Here is a 17,110-nt window from a genome sequence, read left to right as displayed (position 1 = left end):
GAAGCAACGGGACGATCAAGCGATCCAGCGGGCTGTCAGGCGTCGGGCCCGGGGATGCGCAGGAGCTCTTCCTGCAGCCGGGCCCGGGCTTGCTCGTCTCCCAACAGGGATTGAAGGGCTTTCCGGAAGGAGGCCACGTTCCCGAGTGGCCCTTTCAACGCCAGCAGCGCCTCCCGGAGTTCAAGGAGTTTCCGGAGCTCAGGCACCTGGGCGGCAACGCCGTCCGGATCGAAATCCTTCAGGGTCGATAAGGTCAGGTTGAAGGCGAGATCCTCCTTCTCCTCCGACGCATCCGCATCGCTCAGACGGTTCGGGACCTTGAGATCGAGACTGAGGTTCTGGCCCCGCATCACGTCGTTGAAGGTATCCTTATCGATGGAGATCAATTCGCGTTCGCCGATCGGCGAGTCGTCCGCCCTGGTCGCGAACTCGCCGATGACCAGAAGCTTCAAGGGCAGCTCAACTTCTTCTTTCTGGTCCCCACCGGCTGGGATATAGCGGATGTTGACCCGGTCCTTGGGTGCCACGGAACCATCGTTACTCATGTTCGAATCCTTTCTCGCGTCAACGGATTGATGGGTTCGAGAGAACGGCACGCGCCTTCGACAGGTCGAGCCCCGCGAGCCGCGTCATCCACCCGTCGACCATCGCGGACCGCTCCGGGTTTCCGATGTCCACGGCGGGGTGGCAGCGGCACGCCATTTCAAGGATGTCGGCTGCCAGATCCGGCTCCCAGCAGTCCAGCCTGTGATCCCGGACAAGGCCGGCCAGATGACGTGCGAGCCCCTGTGCGGCGACAATCTCACCGGCGTGGATCGAGAGCCGAAGCTGCGCGACGAGCCAGCAGGCGCATTCCCTACCCTTGGACGACGACGCGGGCGGCCGCAGCCGCTTAAATCCATCTTCGACCCGTCCGGCGGCAACGAGGGCGGATGCCTCCTCGAAGGCGGTCTCCCAAGGCGGCGGGCCTTCCACTGCGTTGGCCTCGCCATCGCCTGCGCTCAGGCCTCCAAGCCAGGCGCGTGTCGCCGCGTCCGCGAAGGGCTGACCGTCGCTGAACGCCAAGGTCTCCAGACCGTCAAGGCGCCGCAGCGCCAGTCCAACCCTCCCGGCATGACACCGCAGCGCGGGCTGCGCCGCATCTCCCGCACGCGCCAGGAGCTCCGCGATCAGACGTTGGCCGTCGAGCCAGAAGAGACCCGGCCCCGAGCAGAAGCGCTCGAGCTCCATGAGGCATCGCCGCGGGTCGTCCGCCCGCAAGGCTGTCAGCCCTTGGACTTGTTCGTGCGCCGGCGCGGTCAGGCCGGTTCGCCCCCCGTCCGCGACAGGCAGAGCCGGCACGGACAGCCACGTTGCCTCGCCGAGCAGCGCATAGGCACGCACATCGAATGGATCGGCCGCCAGCCGTGTAAGACCGACATCGGACATCGCCGCCCGCAAGATCTCGATCGCCCGATCCGGATCGGACACCCGCGCCAGGGGCACTCCGTCGGCACCGCTGGCTGCGTCACGCAAGGATGCCTCGGTCGCATGCGCCGCCATGGCGCCGTCCGCGCTCCTATCCTCCTGCGATACCCGCTGCAACTGACTGCGAGCCTGCTCGTCCAAAGTGCGCAATGGTGAGGAGGTCTTCCCGAAAATGCGATCAAGGCCACCGACGGCGGCGAGGCTGTCGAGCAGATGCCGAAACGCCTCATGAGCCTGGCAGACCGCTTCCGGTGGCGCCCTGTTGTCCTGACGGGCGCCCAGGTCGGCAGCCAGGTGCTCATCCAGCCACTCGAAGGCAATGATCCGAGCCCGCATTCGCGTCTTGGGTGGAAGCGCATCCTCCCAATAGGACGCGCACAACTCGTCGAGGACGGTCAGCCCGGCTGCAAGGCCGGCGAAGCTATCACGCCGCCAGCATGCGTAGGCGTGATAGATTGCAGCAAGGATGTCTTTCGATCTGTTCCGCAGAATATCGGCGGATCGACTCTCGACTTCCCCCCAGTCGACCGCGGCAGGCCCCTGGCGATCGAGAAGCCGGATCTGCGCCTCCAGAGCCTCGAACTCCGAACTGTATCGGACGCTCTCGCCGACCGCCGACAGGCCTGGGATAGGATCAGATCCGAGCCCGGCCTTTCCCTCATCCATCTTCATGCCTCTAACCCCGGCCGCGGACCACGAATGCCTCGGTGCGTTGCGGATCTCGGCCCGTGGAAGCTTGCGCTGAAACGCGTCGCCCACCCAGATCACGTCACGCCCGTGCAACGGAATACCCACATACACGCACCACAATAAGTAGCCGTGATGGAAGTAGATTTCAAATCACTATGAGTAATAGATATCCTTGTTTTGGTTATTGGTTGCATGACTTTTAGTCGGGGTGGGCTGCCTGAACATCGGTCGGCGGCGGTTGCCAACCGTTACCCTTTCGCGGGGCCGAGTCGCCGCTCCCGTGGCCGTCGAAGTCGGGCTGATCGGCATCATCATCGGGTCTGGCAATCCAATTGAGGAGCCGATCGAGCACCGCGGTGCGGATCTTCGATCGCAGCATGATCGCCAAGACTTCACAGCCAACGTCCCAGAGCGGTACGCTGACGAGTCCGAGCGGCGACATCTGGGCCGCGAGTTCCATCTCGACCAGAGCGACGCCTGCGCTCCCCGACGCGATGGTCGCGGCGGCTCTCTGCGTCGAGACTTCGCCGACCACATTCGGAACCACACCCGCTCGCGCAAAGGCACCGTCCAACAGGCGGCGCAAAGGATCGCTCTGCTCGAGATGGATCAAGGGAACTCTCGCGAGGTCGGACGGCTCGAGCCTTGGACGCTGCGCCAGCGGATGGTCGGGCACCATGACGGCAGCGAGCGCGCGCCGCCCCAGAACTGTGACCTCGACCCGCGGATCCGCGAGATAAGCCCCGCAGATGATTCCCGCGTCGCAGCGGCCGAGGAGCAGATCGTTCACGATCCGGCTCGGCGGATCGACGGCGATTTGGACGTGAAGACCCGGGGTCCGTCTGATGTAGTCCCCGAGCCGCTGTCCCATCCGCCCCTCCGCCAGCGTCGCGACGAGGCCGAGGCTCAACATGGCACCGACGCCGTCGCGGACCGACGCCACGCAGCGCTGCAATCTGTCCAGACCGACAACACTGCGCTGAGCTTCCTCGTAGATCACGCGGCCATCGGGTGTCAGACGCATCCCGAACCGCCCCCGTTCGAACAGACGGAAGCCGCAATGCTTCTCGAACCCACTGATCACCCTCGTGACCGCCGGCTGCGTGATCCCAAGTGAAGCGGCGGCATGCGTGGCCGACCCCGCCTCGACGACGGCACGAAACACTTCGACGGTATGGCTGTCCAATCGCTTCATCTGCGTCCACCTTTCAGCAGCAGTCACTTGCAGCAGCATCAACTTGACAGGCGGATCCATCCCCTCGGCCAACGTCGCGAGCGAGGTTCGGCGTCGGCTCGTCCGTCCGGATATCGGCTGGAAGGACAAACCAGATCAGCCGAAAGGACGAGTCGGAGCATATGAGCGGTGACGCTTCGGCCGTTAGTCCGTCCGTCCCCGATCTTTGGGCTCAACGTCCCGCCCCATGCCGCCCGCGATCGCGCCGCACAAGGCGGCCGCTGCAGAATCGGTCGAATACTGCGATCCCTGTGACCAATTTCGATCTTTTGATCATTCCAGCACGAGCCGCCGAATGTCTGCAATGCCAATACGCCGATAATTATCTGGATAACTTGCGATATTACAAAAACAGAAACTTGCATAACTTATTTTTATTGAATTACATTCTTGCATTCTGTCGGAATCATCTTTATATTCTGGATAGTTTGCCATGCGATCCCCGCCTCGGCATATGGCTTGCGCTCAGTTCGTCGTGGAAGAGCAAGGAGAGCAGCCGACAGAATCATACTGGGTGAACTGATGATCGATTTCCGGTCTCTCGAGATGTTCCAGGCGGTCGTCGAAACTGGCTCGGCGACGTTGGCGGCTCAGAAGGTCGGCGTGACCCAGCCGGCGATCACGAAATCCATTGCCAATCTGGAAGCCCAGACGGGCCTCACCTTGTTCGAGCGCGGGCGCTTCGGGATGCGGCCAACCCTGGAGGGTTCGATCTTTCTCTCGACGGTGAGGCGGAATCTGATAGGCCTCGATGAGATCAAGACCCAGATCGAGGCCATCAAGCGCGGCGCGCGCGGCCTGGTCCGCATCAGCACCCTGCCGGCCTATGGCGAAGAGACCATCCCGAAGATCGTCAGCAAGGTTCTCGGCCCGCATCCCGATGTGAAGATCGCCCTCAACATCGACAACTACGAGGGCATCGTCCGGGCCGTCTCGTTGGGGCACGCGGAGGTCGGCGTGTTGATCGGCCCCGTCGTCTGCCCGCCCGAACTGGAGCCGATCATTCTCGGCCAGCAGCCGCTCGTGGCCGTGGTCCCTGATGGCCATCCGCTGAGCGTCGCCGAGCAACTGACGGTTGCCGATCTCGCAACCGCAAGGCTGATTCTGGTTTCCTCGCCACATCCGCTTCGAGCACTCTTCGATCAGATGTTCCTGCGTGCCGGGCTGACACCTGACGTGCGGCTCGAGGCCAGAACGCAGCGTGCCGCCGCATCCTTGGCGATCAGTAGTCCAGCAGGAATTGCTCTGGTCGAACGGCACGTCGCCCGGAACGCCGTGCCAGGCAGCAGCGCGCGGATCGTTCCCCTCGCCGACTTCCCTGTGCTGGACATCATCGCTCTGGTCGGCAGAGGCGATCGCAGGGCAGCGCTTCTGGACCTCGTCCTCAGTGCACTGCAGACAGGTTTTGCGCCGAGCATCGAGGACACAGAGCCGCAGCGATAGCCGCTGCGCGCCGCAATCCTGGCCGACGCGGCCAAAGATATTGGGTGTCATAGCGGCATCAACACGGAAGCCGATGTGAATGACATCGTATTGTTCCCAGGATTGCGATGCCCGGTCGGAAGGCGCTCACCGACTATTGGGTCAGATCTGACCGACACCGCCTTGATGACCATTCGTCCGTCGGTCACGGAGAATCCTCTCACCTGGACTGCTCTCCGTCGCACGTCAGCCAGAGGTCAGGGATGCTCTTGGAACAGGAACCGACGCATCAGCCGGGGAAACCGCCAGTAGACCGTCTGCCAGGGATGAAATGGACCGGCAACAACTCCCAGCGTAGCCCAACAGCGCTGGGCGCCGATCACTGCCCTCAGATCGGTCTCCTCCGACGCGATGGCTCGGGCATCAGCAGCGCGATCCGCTTCCATTCTTCATTCGTCAAACCCAAGGGCGGCACTTAGTCTTCCGGGCGATCTCGGCAATCCGGTCTCATCTCTGCCTCGCCCGAGCTTGCATCACGAATCCACCCCTCCGAGAAGCCTCATGCCGATTTTCCAGGCGGATTCCTGCGCCGTACTCTGGCAAAGCCTTGCCGAGGGAGTGGTTGCCGTGATGATCCCGGCCGGCTCGCGGCGGCTTTGGGGTCCGGGGAGTCCCTTCTCACCCACGATGCTCTCGCGATCGCCCGTCGGGCCAGTGTGGATCGCATCAGACTGTGTGGCGCATCTTGGCCTCGGCCATCTGCGATGCGAGCCCACGTGTTGCGCCGGCAACATCATCGGCGGATATGATGGCTCGGACCACAGCGATGCCGTCTGCGCCAGCGCGAATCAATTCAGGGATGTGGTGAGTGTGAATCGCTCCGATGGCGACGATCGGCAGCGAGGTCGCCTTGCGGCACCTCCGGAGCCCCTCCAGCCCCATGGCCGGAGCGGCATCCGTCTTGACTTCGACGCCATAGATTGGCCCCACACCGAGATGGTCCACGATATCGGGATCCACCGCCGCGACCTGAGCAGGGTCGTTGATGCTGAGTCCGATAACAGCCGATGGCCCGAGCATGGCCCGCGCCTGGGCGGGCGGCATGTCGGACTGGCCGATGTGAACGCCGTCGGCACCGATCGCCGCCGCGATCTCGACCCGATTGTTGATGATCAGAGCCACGCCACGCGGGCGAAGGAACGCGAGCAACTCGAGCCCGAGGGCGATCAACTCGGCGTCTGGCGTAACGTCGTCTCGAATCTGCACGGCGTCGAGACCGGCCGACGAGGCGGCATCGACAATCGAGACCAATCCCCGTTCCGCGCAAATCGCGCGATCGGTTACGAGATACAGATCGAATTTCGAATGACACCGAAGCATCACTAGATCTCCTTTCCGGTGATCGCCGGAGGCACAGAAGGAGGCCAAGATCCGGAGCGCGATCCTGTCATCGCTCTGGCGTCCGGATTCCCAGGGAGGCGCTTCGCACCACACTCAATAGTCGACGAGACCGGTCGGCGCGCACCGAATCTTCATCGTCATTAAGATCTCATAGATCCAAACTCAGATCTATAAGCATTAACTATAACATTTTTATATTACTGAATAATCATCAGTTATAATTGATGAAACTATTTAAGCCTATTGCCAAATCCTCGCATTGTTGATAATGAATTGGGGCGGTTGATATTGGAGTTTTTCAAGCTGAGGGCACGACTCCGGCCAACAGACCCCGAGCCATCTCGCCAAATTGTCATTGGAAGCCGCATGGGTCTGCACGCGACCTGATCCGGAGAGGATTTGGTTGCCGATGTAACGGGTGGCCGTGCGATCGCGTGTGTGGCTGGACGAACCGCTTCAATCTCCTTCCGTCCCATTCGGAGAATGTTATGCGCCCTTACGTCTTTGTCCTGCCAACAGCGATTCTGGCGGCCGCTATCGCCACGCCGGCCGCGGCCCGGGACCTGACCGTGGTGTCCTGGGGCGGTGCCTATCAGCAGGTGGAGAAGGAGATCTACTTCGATCCGTTCCGCACCACTGGCATACCGATGCGGGAGGACACCTGGGATGGCGGCATCGGTGTGCTGCGCGCCAAGGTCGAGGGCGGCGATTCGAGCTGGGATGTCGTCGAGGCTGAGGCGGAGAGCCTGGCGCTGGGTTGCGAGGAAGGGCTGTTCGAACTCCTGAACTGGGACGCGATCGGCGGCCGCGACGCCTATCTGCCGGCCGCGGTGAACGACTGCGGCGTTGGCTCGGTGATCTACAGCTATGTGCTGGCCTACGACGGCGCGAGGTTACCTGATGGGCCGAGGAGCTGGGCCGATTTCTGGGACGTGAAGAAGTTCCCCGGCAAGCGGGCGATGCGCCAGGGGCCAAAGACCAACCTGGAGATCGCGCTGATGGCCGACGGCGTGGCCCCGGCCGATGTCTACAAGGTGCTGGCGACGCCCAAGGGCGTGGACCGCGCCTTCCGCAAGCTGGACGAGTTGAAGCCAAACCTGATCTGGTGGGCCGCCGGCGCCCAGCCGCCGCAGATGCTGGCCTCGGGCGAGGTGGCGATGACCACCGCCTATAACGGCCGCATCGCCGCCGCCAACGACGCCGACAAGAAGGATTTCCGGATCGTCTGGAACGGCAGCCTGTTCACCATCGACAGCTGGGTGATCCTGAAGGGTTCGCCCAATGTCGACGCCGCCACCAAGTTCCTGGCCTTCGTCGGCAAGCCGGAGAATCAGGCCAAGCTGCCGACCAAGATCACCTATGGCGTCACCAACAAGGCGGCGACGCCGCTGATCCCGGCCCAGTACCTGCCCGGCCTGCCGACCAACCCGGCCAACATGTCCCAGGCGATCGAGCTGAACGCCGAATTCTGGCTGGAGAACATCGACAGCCTGACCGAGCGCTTCAACACCTGGGCGGCGAAGTAGCCGTCGCACCCGATATCCCACGCAACGTCTGCGCTCGCCTTCCCCGAGTCACAAGGCAGCCGGCCATCTGCCAATCACGGAATGAGGGAGAAGTCCATGGCGAGATTTTTGGCGATCCTTCTATTGCTTTTCCTGGCCACGCCATCCGCATCGGCGGCCGAGCGGCTCGTCGTCTATCTCGATTGGTCGATCAATCCGGATCACGGCCCGCTGATCGTGGCTCGCGACAGGGGGTTCTTCGCTGCCCAAGGTCTGGATGTCGAACTGCGCGTGCCCTCTGATCCAAACGACCCTCCGAAGCTCGTCGCCGCTGGCGAAGGCGACATCGCCGTGACATATCAGCCGCAGTTGCCGCTGCAGATCGCAGCTGGCCTCCCGCTTGTCCGGTTCGGCACACTGATCGCGACGCCGCTCAATACGGTGATCGTTTTGCGTGACGGCCCGATCAAGACCATTGCGGATCTGCGCGGCAAGCGCATCGGCTACTCCGTGGCAGGCACCGAACAGGTCCTGCTGGCGCGCGTTCTGGCCGGCGCCGGACTGACGCTCGATGACGTGGATCTCGTTAACGTCAACTTCTCCCTCCTGCCGGCGCTGCTGTCCCATCAGGTCGATGCCATCATCGGCGGATACCGCAATTTCGAGCTCAACAAGATGGCGATCGATGGCCATCCCGGACGGGCCTTCTTTCTCGAGGATGAGGGCGTGCCTGCCTATGAGGAGCTCATATACGTTACCCGGCGCGACAAGCTTGCCGCGCCCGAACTCAGAGGCTTCCTACTGGCGTTGGAGCAGGCCACGTACTGGATACTGAACCATCCAGCCGAGGCCTGGGATGTCTTCAAGGCCAGCGACGACGGTCTCGACGACGAACTCAACCGACGCGCATGGCAGGACACGTGGCCACGTTTTGCGCAGAGCCCGGCCGCATTGGCTTTCGGTAAGTATCAGCGCTTCGCAGCATTCCTGGAGGCGCAGCACTCGGTGATAAATCTGCCGCCTCTGAGCAGCTACGCGGTGGATCTGTTCGCGACGGCGCCGTGACGGAACTGTCGTACCCGCCAAGGTCCATCGGCGCTTAAGAGAGGCTGAGATATGACGTCCATCACGCTCACGATCGCCGGCTCCGACAGCAGCGGTGGCGCTGGGATCCAAGGCGATCTGAAGACCATCTCAGCGCTCGGATCTTACGGCTGCACCGCCCTCACGGCCGTGACCGCCCAGAACACGATCGGCGTAGCTGCCATCGTCGCCCTCGCTCCCGAATTCGTCCGACAGCAGATCGACGCGGTCTTTGCCGATCTCGACGTCTCGGCTGTCAAGATCGGGATGCTGCACTCCGCGGCAACCGTGGAGGCTGTCGCCGAGGCACTGGAATTCTGGCAGCCGCGCTGGATCGTGCTCGATCCCGTCATGGTCGCAAAGGGCGGAGACAATCTGCTGGATCCGGCCGCCATCGCCATCCTCAGATCGCGGCTGATGCCGCTGGCGAGCCTCGTCACCCCTAATCTTCCGGAAGCGGCGGCCCTACTCGATGAAGGATCTGTCGCCACTCGCGGCGAGATGCCTCTGATCGCCGATCGGCTCAGGGCCGAAGGGGCCGCGGCAGTCCTCCTCAAGGGCGGACACCTCGAAGGTGACGACAGCCCGGACTTCCTTGATTGCGAGGGTGCGCGCTTTTGGCTTTGCGGAGCGCGTGTGCCGACAAGACGGACACACGGTACCGGCTGTACGCTCTCGGCGGCGATCGCCGCCTTGCTTGCCCAAGAACTTTCCTTGCCCGATGCCGTACGGGTTGCAAAGACCTATGTGGCGGATGCCATTGCGGCCGCAGACGTCCTCGCTATCGGGCGGGGTCGTGGTCCCGTTCACCACTTCCATGATCTTTGGAAGGCAAAATCTGTCATTCAGAAGCCCTGTCGGACCAAGCCCGCTGACGCGATGCGCTGACCGCAGCAGATATATCTCATCAATGGAGAGGACATCCCGCATGACCATTCAGTCGATCGGTCAAACCGGGGCCCCCCTCCCCTTGGGCCAAGATCACGAGCTCGCCTCGCGGGGGCCCGCGCCATCGGATATTGCCGTCGCGATCGAGCATTTCGCCCTGGGCGGCCGCACCTTGTTCCGAAACTTCACAATGGGCCTCGACGCCGGTCGCTGCACTTGCATTCTCGGCGTTACCGGCGTCGGCAAGACCAGCCTGCTGCACATGATCGGCGGATTGCTGCCCGGAGCAACGCTCTCCCGCGAAGGGGCAGCCTTCACATGCGGCGTCGCTCTCATGGCCCAGCAAGACCAGCTTCTGCCCTGGCTGACTGCAGAAGACAATGTCCTCCTCGGATATCGCCTGCGCGGGGCGCGACGCTCGGAGCTGCGCCGCCTACGGATACGAGCCGGCGAGCTTCTCGCGCAGCTCGGTCTCGGGGACCGCCGCGGCAGCCTGCCCGTAACACTCTCGGGAGGCATGCGGCAGCGCGTCGCCCTTGCTCGTACTCTGATCGAGGACCGTCCGCTCGTCCTAATGGACGAGCCGTTCTCGGCTTTGGATGCCATAACGCGCTATCGCCTGCAGGAGCTGGCCGCCAATTTGCTCAAGGGCCGAACCGTCGTGCTGGTGACGCATAGCCCGAGGGAAGCGCTTCGCCTCGGCGATCGGGTGATTGTATTGGGCGGCACGCCGGCACGCGCCCTCGATGTGTTTCGGCCGCCTGGCCGCCCGCCGCGACCGATCGATGATCCCGCAGCATCCGATCTTGAAGCTCGCCTCCTCCGCCAGCTGGCTCTCCTCCCGCCCATGGACGGAGGACGCAGATGAGGTCTTCCCGCATCGCGGTGCTGACGTGCTTTTGGCGAACCTCGGTACCAGTTTCCGATCCGACCGACTTGCCGAGGTCGTGCTCGGCATCGTCGCGGTCACAGCGAGTGGCGCGAGTTTGATGCAGTTCGTCGCAAGATCCCACACGCCACGGCGCTGGCTGATGAATGCGCTTCGCATCGTGATCACGACAGCAGGGCTCCTGCTCGTCTGGGAACTGCTTGTCCACCTGGCCGGCTTGCCCAAGTTCATCCTGCCCAGCCCTGGCGCGGTCATCGCCTCCATGCTCGCACAGCCAGGCCTCCTCTTCCGCAATGCGCTCGTCACCCTCACCGAAATCGTGCTCGGCATCGTGCTCGGCACTGCGATCGGCGCGGGCCTGGCGCTGCTCGTCATGGCATCCCAAGCGGCCCGGCGCTGGCTGATGCCGATCGTGGTCGGCAGCCAGGCTCTCCCCGTCTTTGCTCTGGCGCCGCTTCTGGTGCTGTGGCTCGGCTACGGCATGAGCTCTAAGATCGTCATGGCCGTGCTCATCATCTTTTTCCCGGTGACCACCTCCTTCTTCGACGGACTCCGGCGGATCGAACGCGGCTGGCTCGACCTCGCTCGAGTCATGAACGCCCGACCTGGCGCCGTCCTGTGGCAGATCCGGGTGCCCGCGGCGCTGCCGGCGATGGCGTCGGGCGTCCGCGTGGCGGCGGGCGTGGCACCGATCGGTGCAATCATAGGCGAATGGGTCGGCTCCAGTGCAGGGCTGGGCCATCTGATGTTGCAGGCCAATTCCCGCATGCAGACTGATCTTCTGTTCGCAGCCGTCGTCATCGTGATGGTCGTCGCGCTGGCGCTCTACGCCGTGGTCGATCATGGCGCTCGTCTGCTGGTCCGCTGGCAAGTGGGAGCACCATGATTCACCAAATTTTCCGAGATGCCGTTGGGGCCACGACAGAGAGGTTGCCGCGCCGATCAAAGGCCGCCGGCCAAAGGCCTGCCCCGAGACATCACCGCCCGCGCACGCACGATCATGTGAGGCCAGGGCGGCTCGGTCGCATCCCGGTCGGTGGCGGCCAGATGCACAAGCGCGCGTTCCCGTCCCTGCAGGGTCACATGTGGGGCATGACAACGAATGAGGTGCTCTGATGAACACGAAACCGGAGATTGGCGTGCCGGTCTGGGAGCCACCGCCGCTCGCGCATGAGCGCTTCACCGAAACCCTTCGCGCCACCAGCGAGCCCAACTGGACAGAGGCCGTCCGACACCGCTTCATCTCGGACCTGTTTGCAGGCGCAGTGCCCGATGCCGTAATGGTCCACTATCTGGTGCAGGATCACAGATTCCTCGACAGCTTCCTGATGCTTCTGGGGGCGGCGATGGCCAGTGCCGACACTTTCGAGGCGCGTCTGCGGTTCGGCCGCTTCACCGGCCTCGTGTCGGGCGAGGAGAACACGTATTTCCTGCGCGCTTTCGAAGCGCTCGGAACGACCTCCGAACAACGAGTCGGCATTCCGGACACGCAGGCGACAGCCGGCTTCAAGGCTATCATGTGCCAGGCGGCCGTGACTCGCAGCTACCCCGCAGCCCTATCGGTCCTGACGGCGGCAGAGTGGCTCTATCTCGATTGGGCCATGCGTGCGCCCAGATCCTTGCCGAAGAATTTCATCTATGCCGAATGGATCATGCTGCACGACAATACGGGCTTCCGCGCCTTCGTCGATTTCCTCCGCGCCGAGCTGGACCGGGTGGGCCCAACGGAGAGAAACCTGTGCGTCGATTTCTTTCGTCGCACCGTGGCGCTCGAGCGGTCATTCTTCGATGCCGTGTATGCGGACGAGGCGGCTCTGCGCGGTTGACGACATCGGTGCGCTCTCTGCCGGGTCGAGAAGGCGCCCGGAGCAGACCGCAGGACGAACATGATGATGGATGTCTTCGAGCGTCTGAAGGCGGCATGCGCCACAGAGTGGTCTTGCTACGTCGATCATAGCTTTGTCGAGAGTATGGGGGACGGCACGCTGCCGAAACCCGCATTCCAGGCCTACCTGGTCCAGGACTACCTGTTCCTGATCCAGTTCGCGCGCGCCAATGCGCTCGCCATCTACAAGAGCCGAACACTGGCCGAGATGCGCGCGGCGCAGAAGGCGCTTTCCGCGATCCTTGATGTCGAAATGGACCTGCATGTCCGACTCTGCGGCCGATGGGGTCTGTCCCCCGACGAGATCGAGGCGACGCCAGAGCATTCGACAACCGTCGCATATACCCGCTTCGTGCTCGACTGCGGGGCCTCGGGCGATCTCCTCGATCTCCATGTTTCCCTGGCTCCCTGCGTTATCGGTTACGCCGAGATCGGCCGAGGACTTGCCACGAAAGGAGCCGCGTTCCTTGCAGACCACCCTTATCGTGACTGGATCGAAGAATATGGTGGCCATGCCTATCAAGCCGTTGCGCACCTTGCCCGCGAACACCTGTCTCGCCTTGCGGCTCGATCTCTCACGGAACGCCGCTTCCCTGAACTCTGCAGCATCTTCGCCAAGGCCGCGCGGCTGGAGGCCGATTTCTGGCAGATGGCGCTTGATGCCGGTGCGTGATCGCGATGCCGTCGTCGCGGCCGCGAACGGGGAAAACCAAGCTATGGGGCCAGATCGGAGGCTCAGGCGGCGCTCGGCGTGAGACCGCTCGCGGGTCCCGGCTCGATCATCCCCAGAACATCCTCGGCAGGCCAACCTCGCCTCTCGCCGCAGCCGACGTCGTCCATGCCCGCCTGACGTCGATGACGAGGACGACGATGCCACCTCTCTGAGCAAGGGCGCGGGATTTCATGCGCATTCGATTGCGGGGCCGGCTTCATCGGCGATCCAATCGCCTGACGCCAGACACCTCTTCGGCCCGGGCGAGGCCGCCCCGCGCCTGATCCTCCAGGTCCTGAAGCGCATAGGACCGTCACGACCCGAGATCCGCATGGGCTGTCTCGGTGCCGCCCGCGACTTTATTGACGTCTCCGACATCGCCAATGCCACTGTCGTAGCCCCGTTCCAGCACACCGGCGCTTCGAGAGGTTCAATATCGCCGCCTCCGTCCCGACGCCTGGGCGCTGCGTTGTCGGGACGCTTCAATGTTTCGCCGGTGACACTTGGCCGATCGCTGGCCGTTCCACAAGTCCGGCCACACGTCGCTCATCGCCGACATCGCCGGAGCCCTAGGCCACCCTGGGCTGGGAATCGAGATGGTCTCTGGAAAGAAAGACCGTGCAGCTTGGTGCAGCAGACCCGGATCCATTCGATCTTCCCACATCTGCAGAAGGCACCACATATATCATTCTTACGATAATCCAATATCACCCAAAAAAATTTCAACACCATGAACAATGAAATTCATAAAATCGCTCAAAATTCAAAATATTTCTGGTTATAAAAATACTATATTTGGTAATTTGAACATCATTCGCCATATTTCCTATTGACTCTCCGTCACGGTAGCGGAATCTCTCAATACAGAGAGCGCGATGACCATGCCGGGCTTTGCTTGCCCTCCAACATGTGGCCCGCTCGCAACACCATGCCATCATCCGGAGTAAAGAAAATGATCGAGCGTCGGCTGACTGAAGATCTCGTCAATCTCATCTATGGCAGCGAAAGCGCGGTCGACACTCGTGATGCGGCCAGCGCCCACCAGCCTGCTGCTGGGACCATCCCTCCCCTCGTCCGCAACAGTTGCGATGCGCTTCCAGAGGGGGATGGCCATGATGAGTTCCGCGGCGAGGGCGGCAACGACGAGTTCCACGGCGGCTCCGGCAACGACGAAGCCTATGGCCGCGGTGGCGACGACATTCTCTGTGGCGATGCGGGCATCGACCTTCTCTTCGGCGGGGATGGCGTAGATACCCTCAAGGGGGGAAATGGCGACGATGTCCTCATGGGCGGCTATGGCAAGGACCATTTGGAGGGAGGGGACGACGACGACAAGCTCTATGGCGAATTCGACGCAGATTCCCTTCACGGCGGCGACGGCAATGACTATCTGAGCGGCGGCCTTGATGCCGCCGCCGACACTCTCGATGGCGGCAAGGGAGACGATGTGCTCGATGGCGGTGCCGGCGACGATGTCCTGCAGGGTTCCTCGGGCAAGGATAGGCTGTATGGCACTTCCGGCAACGATCGGCTTGAAGGCGGGGATGACAACGACCTCCTCAATGGTGGCGACGACGCAGACGTCCTGGTCGGCGATTCCGGCAATGATCAGCTCTTGGGCGGCGCTGGCGGCGACGAGCTCCGGGGCGGCTCCGGAACGGACGTCCTCTACGGCGCGGCCGGCAAAGACGTTCTTGCCGGTGGGGACGGAACCGATCGCTTCGGCTATGTGACGGTGGCGGAAAGTAGGCCGGGCGAGGGAAATCGCGACTGCATCGAGGATTTCGACCCGCACGAGAACGACCGCATCGACCTGTCAGGGATCGATGCCGACACGACCAAGTCCGGCGATCAGAGTTTCGCCTTTATCGGCATCAACAGCTTCGTGGAGGGCCAAGCCGGGCGGCTGCGCTATGAGCAGAAGGGCGGCAACACGCTGGTGGAGGGCGAAGTGACCGGCGATGGCGTGGTCGACTTCCAGATCGTCCTCTACGGCGAGATCGCGTTGCAGGCCGGCGACTTCGTGCTTTGAGGCCCACGGCAGCGAGACCGTCCGATGCGAATTCACTCATGCGCCGGATCCGGACCTGCACCAGGAGTCTCCGCTGACATGCTCGCTGGGGGAGCGTCTGACGCTCCTCCAGTCCATCTTTCTCATCGCAATTCAGCCCTGGCTCCAGAGAATTGAATTTTCGGTCGGTTTGGGGCTTCTCTGCGGAGCTTCGGGAGCTCTTGGGGGAGGCGGATTGTGGACCGACGATTTCGAACGTTGATCGGTCCCGGGGATCGTAAGAGCGTGCGACCAAGGGCGACGAGGCTTGTGTCCAGCGGGTAGATCGGCTGTAGCCCCTCGTGGCAGACGGCGTCCGGGACGCGGCGCCGCTGGAATCGAAGTGCTCCCCCCGGCAATCGGTCAGCTGACGCCGCAACGCCAGGAGCCAGATGAGATGTTGACGTTGTCGCCGATCAATCTGTGATTGGAGCAGGAGCCGACGACCGCAGCGTTGCCGTTGCCCGCATTCGTGTCAGCATCGGATCGCCGACGGATCGATCTTGTCTCCGGAAGCGAAGTCGCGGAACGCATCCTGGGAGGCCACCGTGCTGTCGCCAATCGTGACGTAGACGAAGCGGTTCGGCCCGGCCCTGCGCGTCAGCATGTCGTCGCTGATTGGTTCGTCATTCTTGCTCAACCGTACGGGGCCTCGATCTTCATCGACATGCCGTCCTTCGCATCGTCCATCAGATATAAGCAAATCGACATGCAGAATTTATGCTCTCTCGGGAGAATTGGAATATGGGAGATTGATCATAGGCAGCTTCTCGACGGCCGATCGGGCAAAGAGATATCCTTGCATCAGGGCGACGTCCATGTCGCGCAACACCAGCATCTCCCCAAGCGTCTCGACACCTTCGGCGATCGGGACGATGTGGAATTCGGCACACAGACGGAGAAAATTCCGGACGATGATCCTATGCGTCACGGCGTCGTCAATCCGCTGGATCAGGGACATGTCGATCTTGAAGAAATCGGGCTGGAATAGGGAAAGAAGGCCTTCGCGGGCATAGCCTGCACCATAGTCGTCAAAGGCGATCTTGATCCCGACCCGGCGAAACTCCATCAGGGCTGCGGCCAGAAGCTTGGTATCGCCAATCGGCCCTTCCGTTATTTCCAAGATCACCCGACTGACCGGAAAACCGGACCGCTCAGAAGCATCGCAGATGTCCTGCGGAGAATGGTATCCGGCGATTACAGCCTCGGGGCCGCAGTTGATGCTCAGACATGCAGGCAGCTTCAACTGCGACGCCAAGGCGAAGGCCTTGTTCCGACAAGCCACATCGAAGCCGTGTCGATACTGCGACACGATACTCCCGAAAACGGCTTGCGCGCCCTCACCAGCCTTACCGCGGACCAGGGCCTCATGGGCGAAGATGCGGCAACCGTCCGCCGCGTCGACAATCGGCTGAAACGCCATAGTGAACGGAGGCGGGAGGAAGGGTATAGGGTCGCCGGCAGCATCGGATGCGCAAGAAGTTGTCCGCAATGCCCCATGACGCCGGCTCTCATGCTCGCGTCGAGCCATCTCGTGGAATCTGCTTTCTGGACGATACATAGAGCCTCGTTTCCGTGCAGAATCGGATGTGTGGGCGGGCTGCCTTTACGGATCTGCTCGCGAAACCTGCAAATGGCCTCCTTCCCAGACCGTCATGGCCCCCAAGTCGCTCCCCTCATGCCCACGTCCGGCGGCAGCGTCGGCCAATGCGCTCCGGTTTTGAGGGGCAGCCGCCTCTCAATCCTCGACGAAGCTACGCTGGAAAGCGTGGACCAGCGGGTCGACCGCGTATTGCAGGGCGGTGCGGGTGCCGGTCTGGATCGAGGCCTCGGCCGGCATGCCGGCGGACAGGTTGACCTGCGGCGCCACCTGCTTCAGCAGGG

The 17,110-nt window shown here is 62.6% G+C and carries 15 protein-coding genes and 1 pseudogene; 9 read left to right on the top strand and 7 right to left on the bottom strand.

Annotated elements, in window-relative coordinates; genetic code table 11:
• Window positions 1-35: 35 nt before the first annotated feature.
• The 3 genes from tssB to ACTOWL_RS27720 form a co-directional block, all read right to left on the bottom strand.
• Window positions 36-545 carry a type VI secretion system contractile sheath small subunit gene (tssB, locus tag ACTOWL_RS27730; protein WP_441324516.1) on the bottom strand — a complete coding sequence of 170 codons (510 nt, stop codon included), beginning with the start codon at window positions 543-545 and terminating at the stop codon, window positions 36-38.
• Window positions 546-564: 19 nt separating this feature from the next.
• The gene (locus ACTOWL_RS27725; protein WP_441324515.1) at window positions 565-2,139 is read right to left on the bottom strand and encodes a TssA family type VI secretion system protein; all 1,575 of its coding nucleotides are present in this window, start codon (window positions 2,137-2,139) and stop codon (window positions 565-567) included.
• Between the two features lie 217 nt (window positions 2,140-2,356).
• Complete coding sequence (locus ACTOWL_RS27720; protein WP_441324514.1) at window positions 2,357-3,352, bottom strand: LysR substrate-binding domain-containing protein; 996 nt, start codon at window positions 3,350-3,352, stop codon at window positions 2,357-2,359.
• A 561-nt stretch (window positions 3,353-3,913) separates the two neighbouring features.
• Here ACTOWL_RS27720 and ACTOWL_RS27715 point away from each other — a divergent pair.
• Entirely contained in the window at window positions 3,914-4,834 is a 921-nt protein-coding gene (locus ACTOWL_RS27715; RefSeq protein WP_441324513.1) for a LysR family transcriptional regulator, read from the top strand.
• Between the two features lie 248 nt (window positions 4,835-5,082).
• Here the strand turns inward: ACTOWL_RS27715 and ACTOWL_RS27710 are convergent.
• Window positions 5,083-5,314, bottom strand: a pseudogene (locus ACTOWL_RS27710) (transposase); the annotation flags it as partial.
• Between the two features lie 225 nt (window positions 5,315-5,539).
• Window positions 5,540-6,193, bottom strand: a complete 654-nt coding sequence (gene thiE / locus ACTOWL_RS27705) for a thiamine phosphate synthase (protein ID WP_441324512.1) — start codon at window positions 6,191-6,193, stop codon at window positions 5,540-5,542.
• Window positions 6,194-6,702: 509 nt separating this feature from the next.
• Here thiE and ACTOWL_RS27700 point away from each other — a divergent pair.
• The 8 genes from ACTOWL_RS27700 (at window position 6,703) to ACTOWL_RS27665 (ending at window position 15,208) form a co-directional block, all read left to right on the top strand.
• On the top strand, window positions 6,703-7,740 hold the full coding sequence (locus ACTOWL_RS27700) for an ABC transporter substrate-binding protein (RefSeq protein WP_441324511.1): 1,038 nt from the start codon (window positions 6,703-6,705) through the stop codon (window positions 7,738-7,740).
• A gap of 96 nt (window positions 7,741-7,836) precedes the next feature.
• Window positions 7,837-8,784 (top strand): ABC transporter substrate-binding protein, encoded by a 948-nt coding sequence (locus ACTOWL_RS27695; protein ID WP_441324510.1) that lies wholly within the window; start codon window positions 7,837-7,839, stop codon window positions 8,782-8,784.
• 51 nt (window positions 8,785-8,835) lie between these two features.
• Window positions 8,836-9,690, top strand: a complete 855-nt coding sequence (thiD, locus tag ACTOWL_RS27690; RefSeq protein ID WP_441324509.1) for a bifunctional hydroxymethylpyrimidine kinase/phosphomethylpyrimidine kinase — start codon at window positions 8,836-8,838, stop codon at window positions 9,688-9,690.
• 40 nt (window positions 9,691-9,730) lie between these two features.
• Window positions 9,731-10,558: an ABC transporter ATP-binding protein gene (locus ACTOWL_RS27685; RefSeq protein WP_441324508.1), complete on the top strand. Its 828-nt coding sequence runs from the start codon at window positions 9,731-9,733 to the stop codon at window positions 10,556-10,558.
• Complete coding sequence (locus ACTOWL_RS27680; protein WP_441324507.1) at window positions 10,497-11,465, top strand: ABC transporter permease; 969 nt, start codon at window positions 10,497-10,499, stop codon at window positions 11,463-11,465. The genes ACTOWL_RS27685 and ACTOWL_RS27680 overlap by 62 nt, the downstream gene beginning before the upstream one ends.
• 229 nt (window positions 11,466-11,694) lie before the next feature.
• Window positions 11,695-12,405 carry a TenA family protein gene (locus ACTOWL_RS27675; protein ID WP_441324506.1) on the top strand — a complete coding sequence of 237 codons (711 nt, stop codon included), beginning with the start codon at window positions 11,695-11,697 and terminating at the stop codon, window positions 12,403-12,405.
• A gap of 63 nt (window positions 12,406-12,468) precedes the next feature.
• On the top strand, window positions 12,469-13,137 hold the full coding sequence (locus ACTOWL_RS27670) for a TenA family protein (protein ID WP_441324505.1): 669 nt from the start codon (window positions 12,469-12,471) through the stop codon (window positions 13,135-13,137).
• 991 nt (window positions 13,138-14,128) lie between these two features.
• The gene (locus ACTOWL_RS27665; RefSeq protein ID WP_441324504.1) at window positions 14,129-15,208 is read left to right on the top strand and encodes a calcium-binding protein; all 1,080 of its coding nucleotides are present in this window, start codon (window positions 14,129-14,131) and stop codon (window positions 15,206-15,208) included.
• A gap of 493 nt (window positions 15,209-15,701) precedes the next feature.
• Here ACTOWL_RS27665 and ACTOWL_RS27660 read toward each other — a convergent pair whose 3' ends face one another.
• Entirely contained in the window at window positions 15,702-15,866 is a 165-nt protein-coding gene (locus ACTOWL_RS27660) for a M10 family metallopeptidase C-terminal domain-containing protein (protein ID WP_441324503.1), read from the bottom strand.
• A 78-nt stretch (window positions 15,867-15,944) separates the two neighbouring features.
• Window positions 15,945-16,649 (bottom strand): EAL domain-containing protein, encoded by a 705-nt coding sequence (locus tag ACTOWL_RS27655; RefSeq protein WP_441324502.1) that lies wholly within the window; start codon window positions 16,647-16,649, stop codon window positions 15,945-15,947.
• Window positions 16,650-17,110: the final 461 nt, after the last annotated feature.

It is taken from the genome of Inquilinus sp. CA228 (assembly GCF_052078665.1).
In the GTDB taxonomy this organism is placed as follows: Bacteria; Pseudomonadota; Alphaproteobacteria; order DSM-16000; family Inquilinaceae; genus Inquilinus.
Note: the sequence above shows the minus strand (reverse complement) of the source record. Positions and strands in the feature narration are given on the sequence as shown.

Excerpts from the sequence above, each read along its gene's own strand:
- tssB (WP_441324516.1), bottom strand. The coding sequence starts at position 545 with ATGAGTAACGATGGTTCCGTGGCACCCAAGGACCGGGTCAACATCCGC.
- ACTOWL_RS27725 (WP_441324515.1), bottom strand. The coding sequence starts at position 2,139 with ATGAAGATGGATGAGGGAAAGGCCGGGCTCGGATCTGATCCTATCCCA.
- ACTOWL_RS27720 (WP_441324514.1), bottom strand. The coding sequence starts at position 3,352 with ATGAAGCGATTGGACAGCCATACCGTCGAAGTGTTTCGTGCCGTCGTC.
- ACTOWL_RS27715 (WP_441324513.1), top strand. The coding sequence starts at position 3,914 with ATGATCGATTTCCGGTCTCTCGAGATGTTCCAGGCGGTCGTCGAAACT.
- thiE (WP_441324512.1), bottom strand. The coding sequence starts at position 6,193 with ATGCTTCGGTGTCATTCGAAATTCGATCTGTATCTCGTAACCGATCGC.
- ACTOWL_RS27700 (WP_441324511.1), top strand. The coding sequence starts at position 6,703 with ATGCGCCCTTACGTCTTTGTCCTGCCAACAGCGATTCTGGCGGCCGCT.
- ACTOWL_RS27695 (WP_441324510.1), top strand. The coding sequence starts at position 7,837 with ATGGCGAGATTTTTGGCGATCCTTCTATTGCTTTTCCTGGCCACGCCA.
- thiD (WP_441324509.1), top strand. The coding sequence starts at position 8,836 with ATGACGTCCATCACGCTCACGATCGCCGGCTCCGACAGCAGCGGTGGC.
- ACTOWL_RS27685 (WP_441324508.1), top strand. The coding sequence starts at position 9,731 with ATGACCATTCAGTCGATCGGTCAAACCGGGGCCCCCCTCCCCTTGGGC.
- ACTOWL_RS27675 (WP_441324506.1), top strand. The coding sequence starts at position 11,695 with ATGAACACGAAACCGGAGATTGGCGTGCCGGTCTGGGAGCCACCGCCG.
- ACTOWL_RS27670 (WP_441324505.1), top strand. The coding sequence starts at position 12,469 with ATGATGGATGTCTTCGAGCGTCTGAAGGCGGCATGCGCCACAGAGTGG.
- ACTOWL_RS27665 (WP_441324504.1), top strand. The coding sequence starts at position 14,129 with ATGATCGAGCGTCGGCTGACTGAAGATCTCGTCAATCTCATCTATGGC.
- ACTOWL_RS27655 (WP_441324502.1), bottom strand. The coding sequence starts at position 16,649 with ATGGCGTTTCAGCCGATTGTCGACGCGGCGGACGGTTGCCGCATCTTC.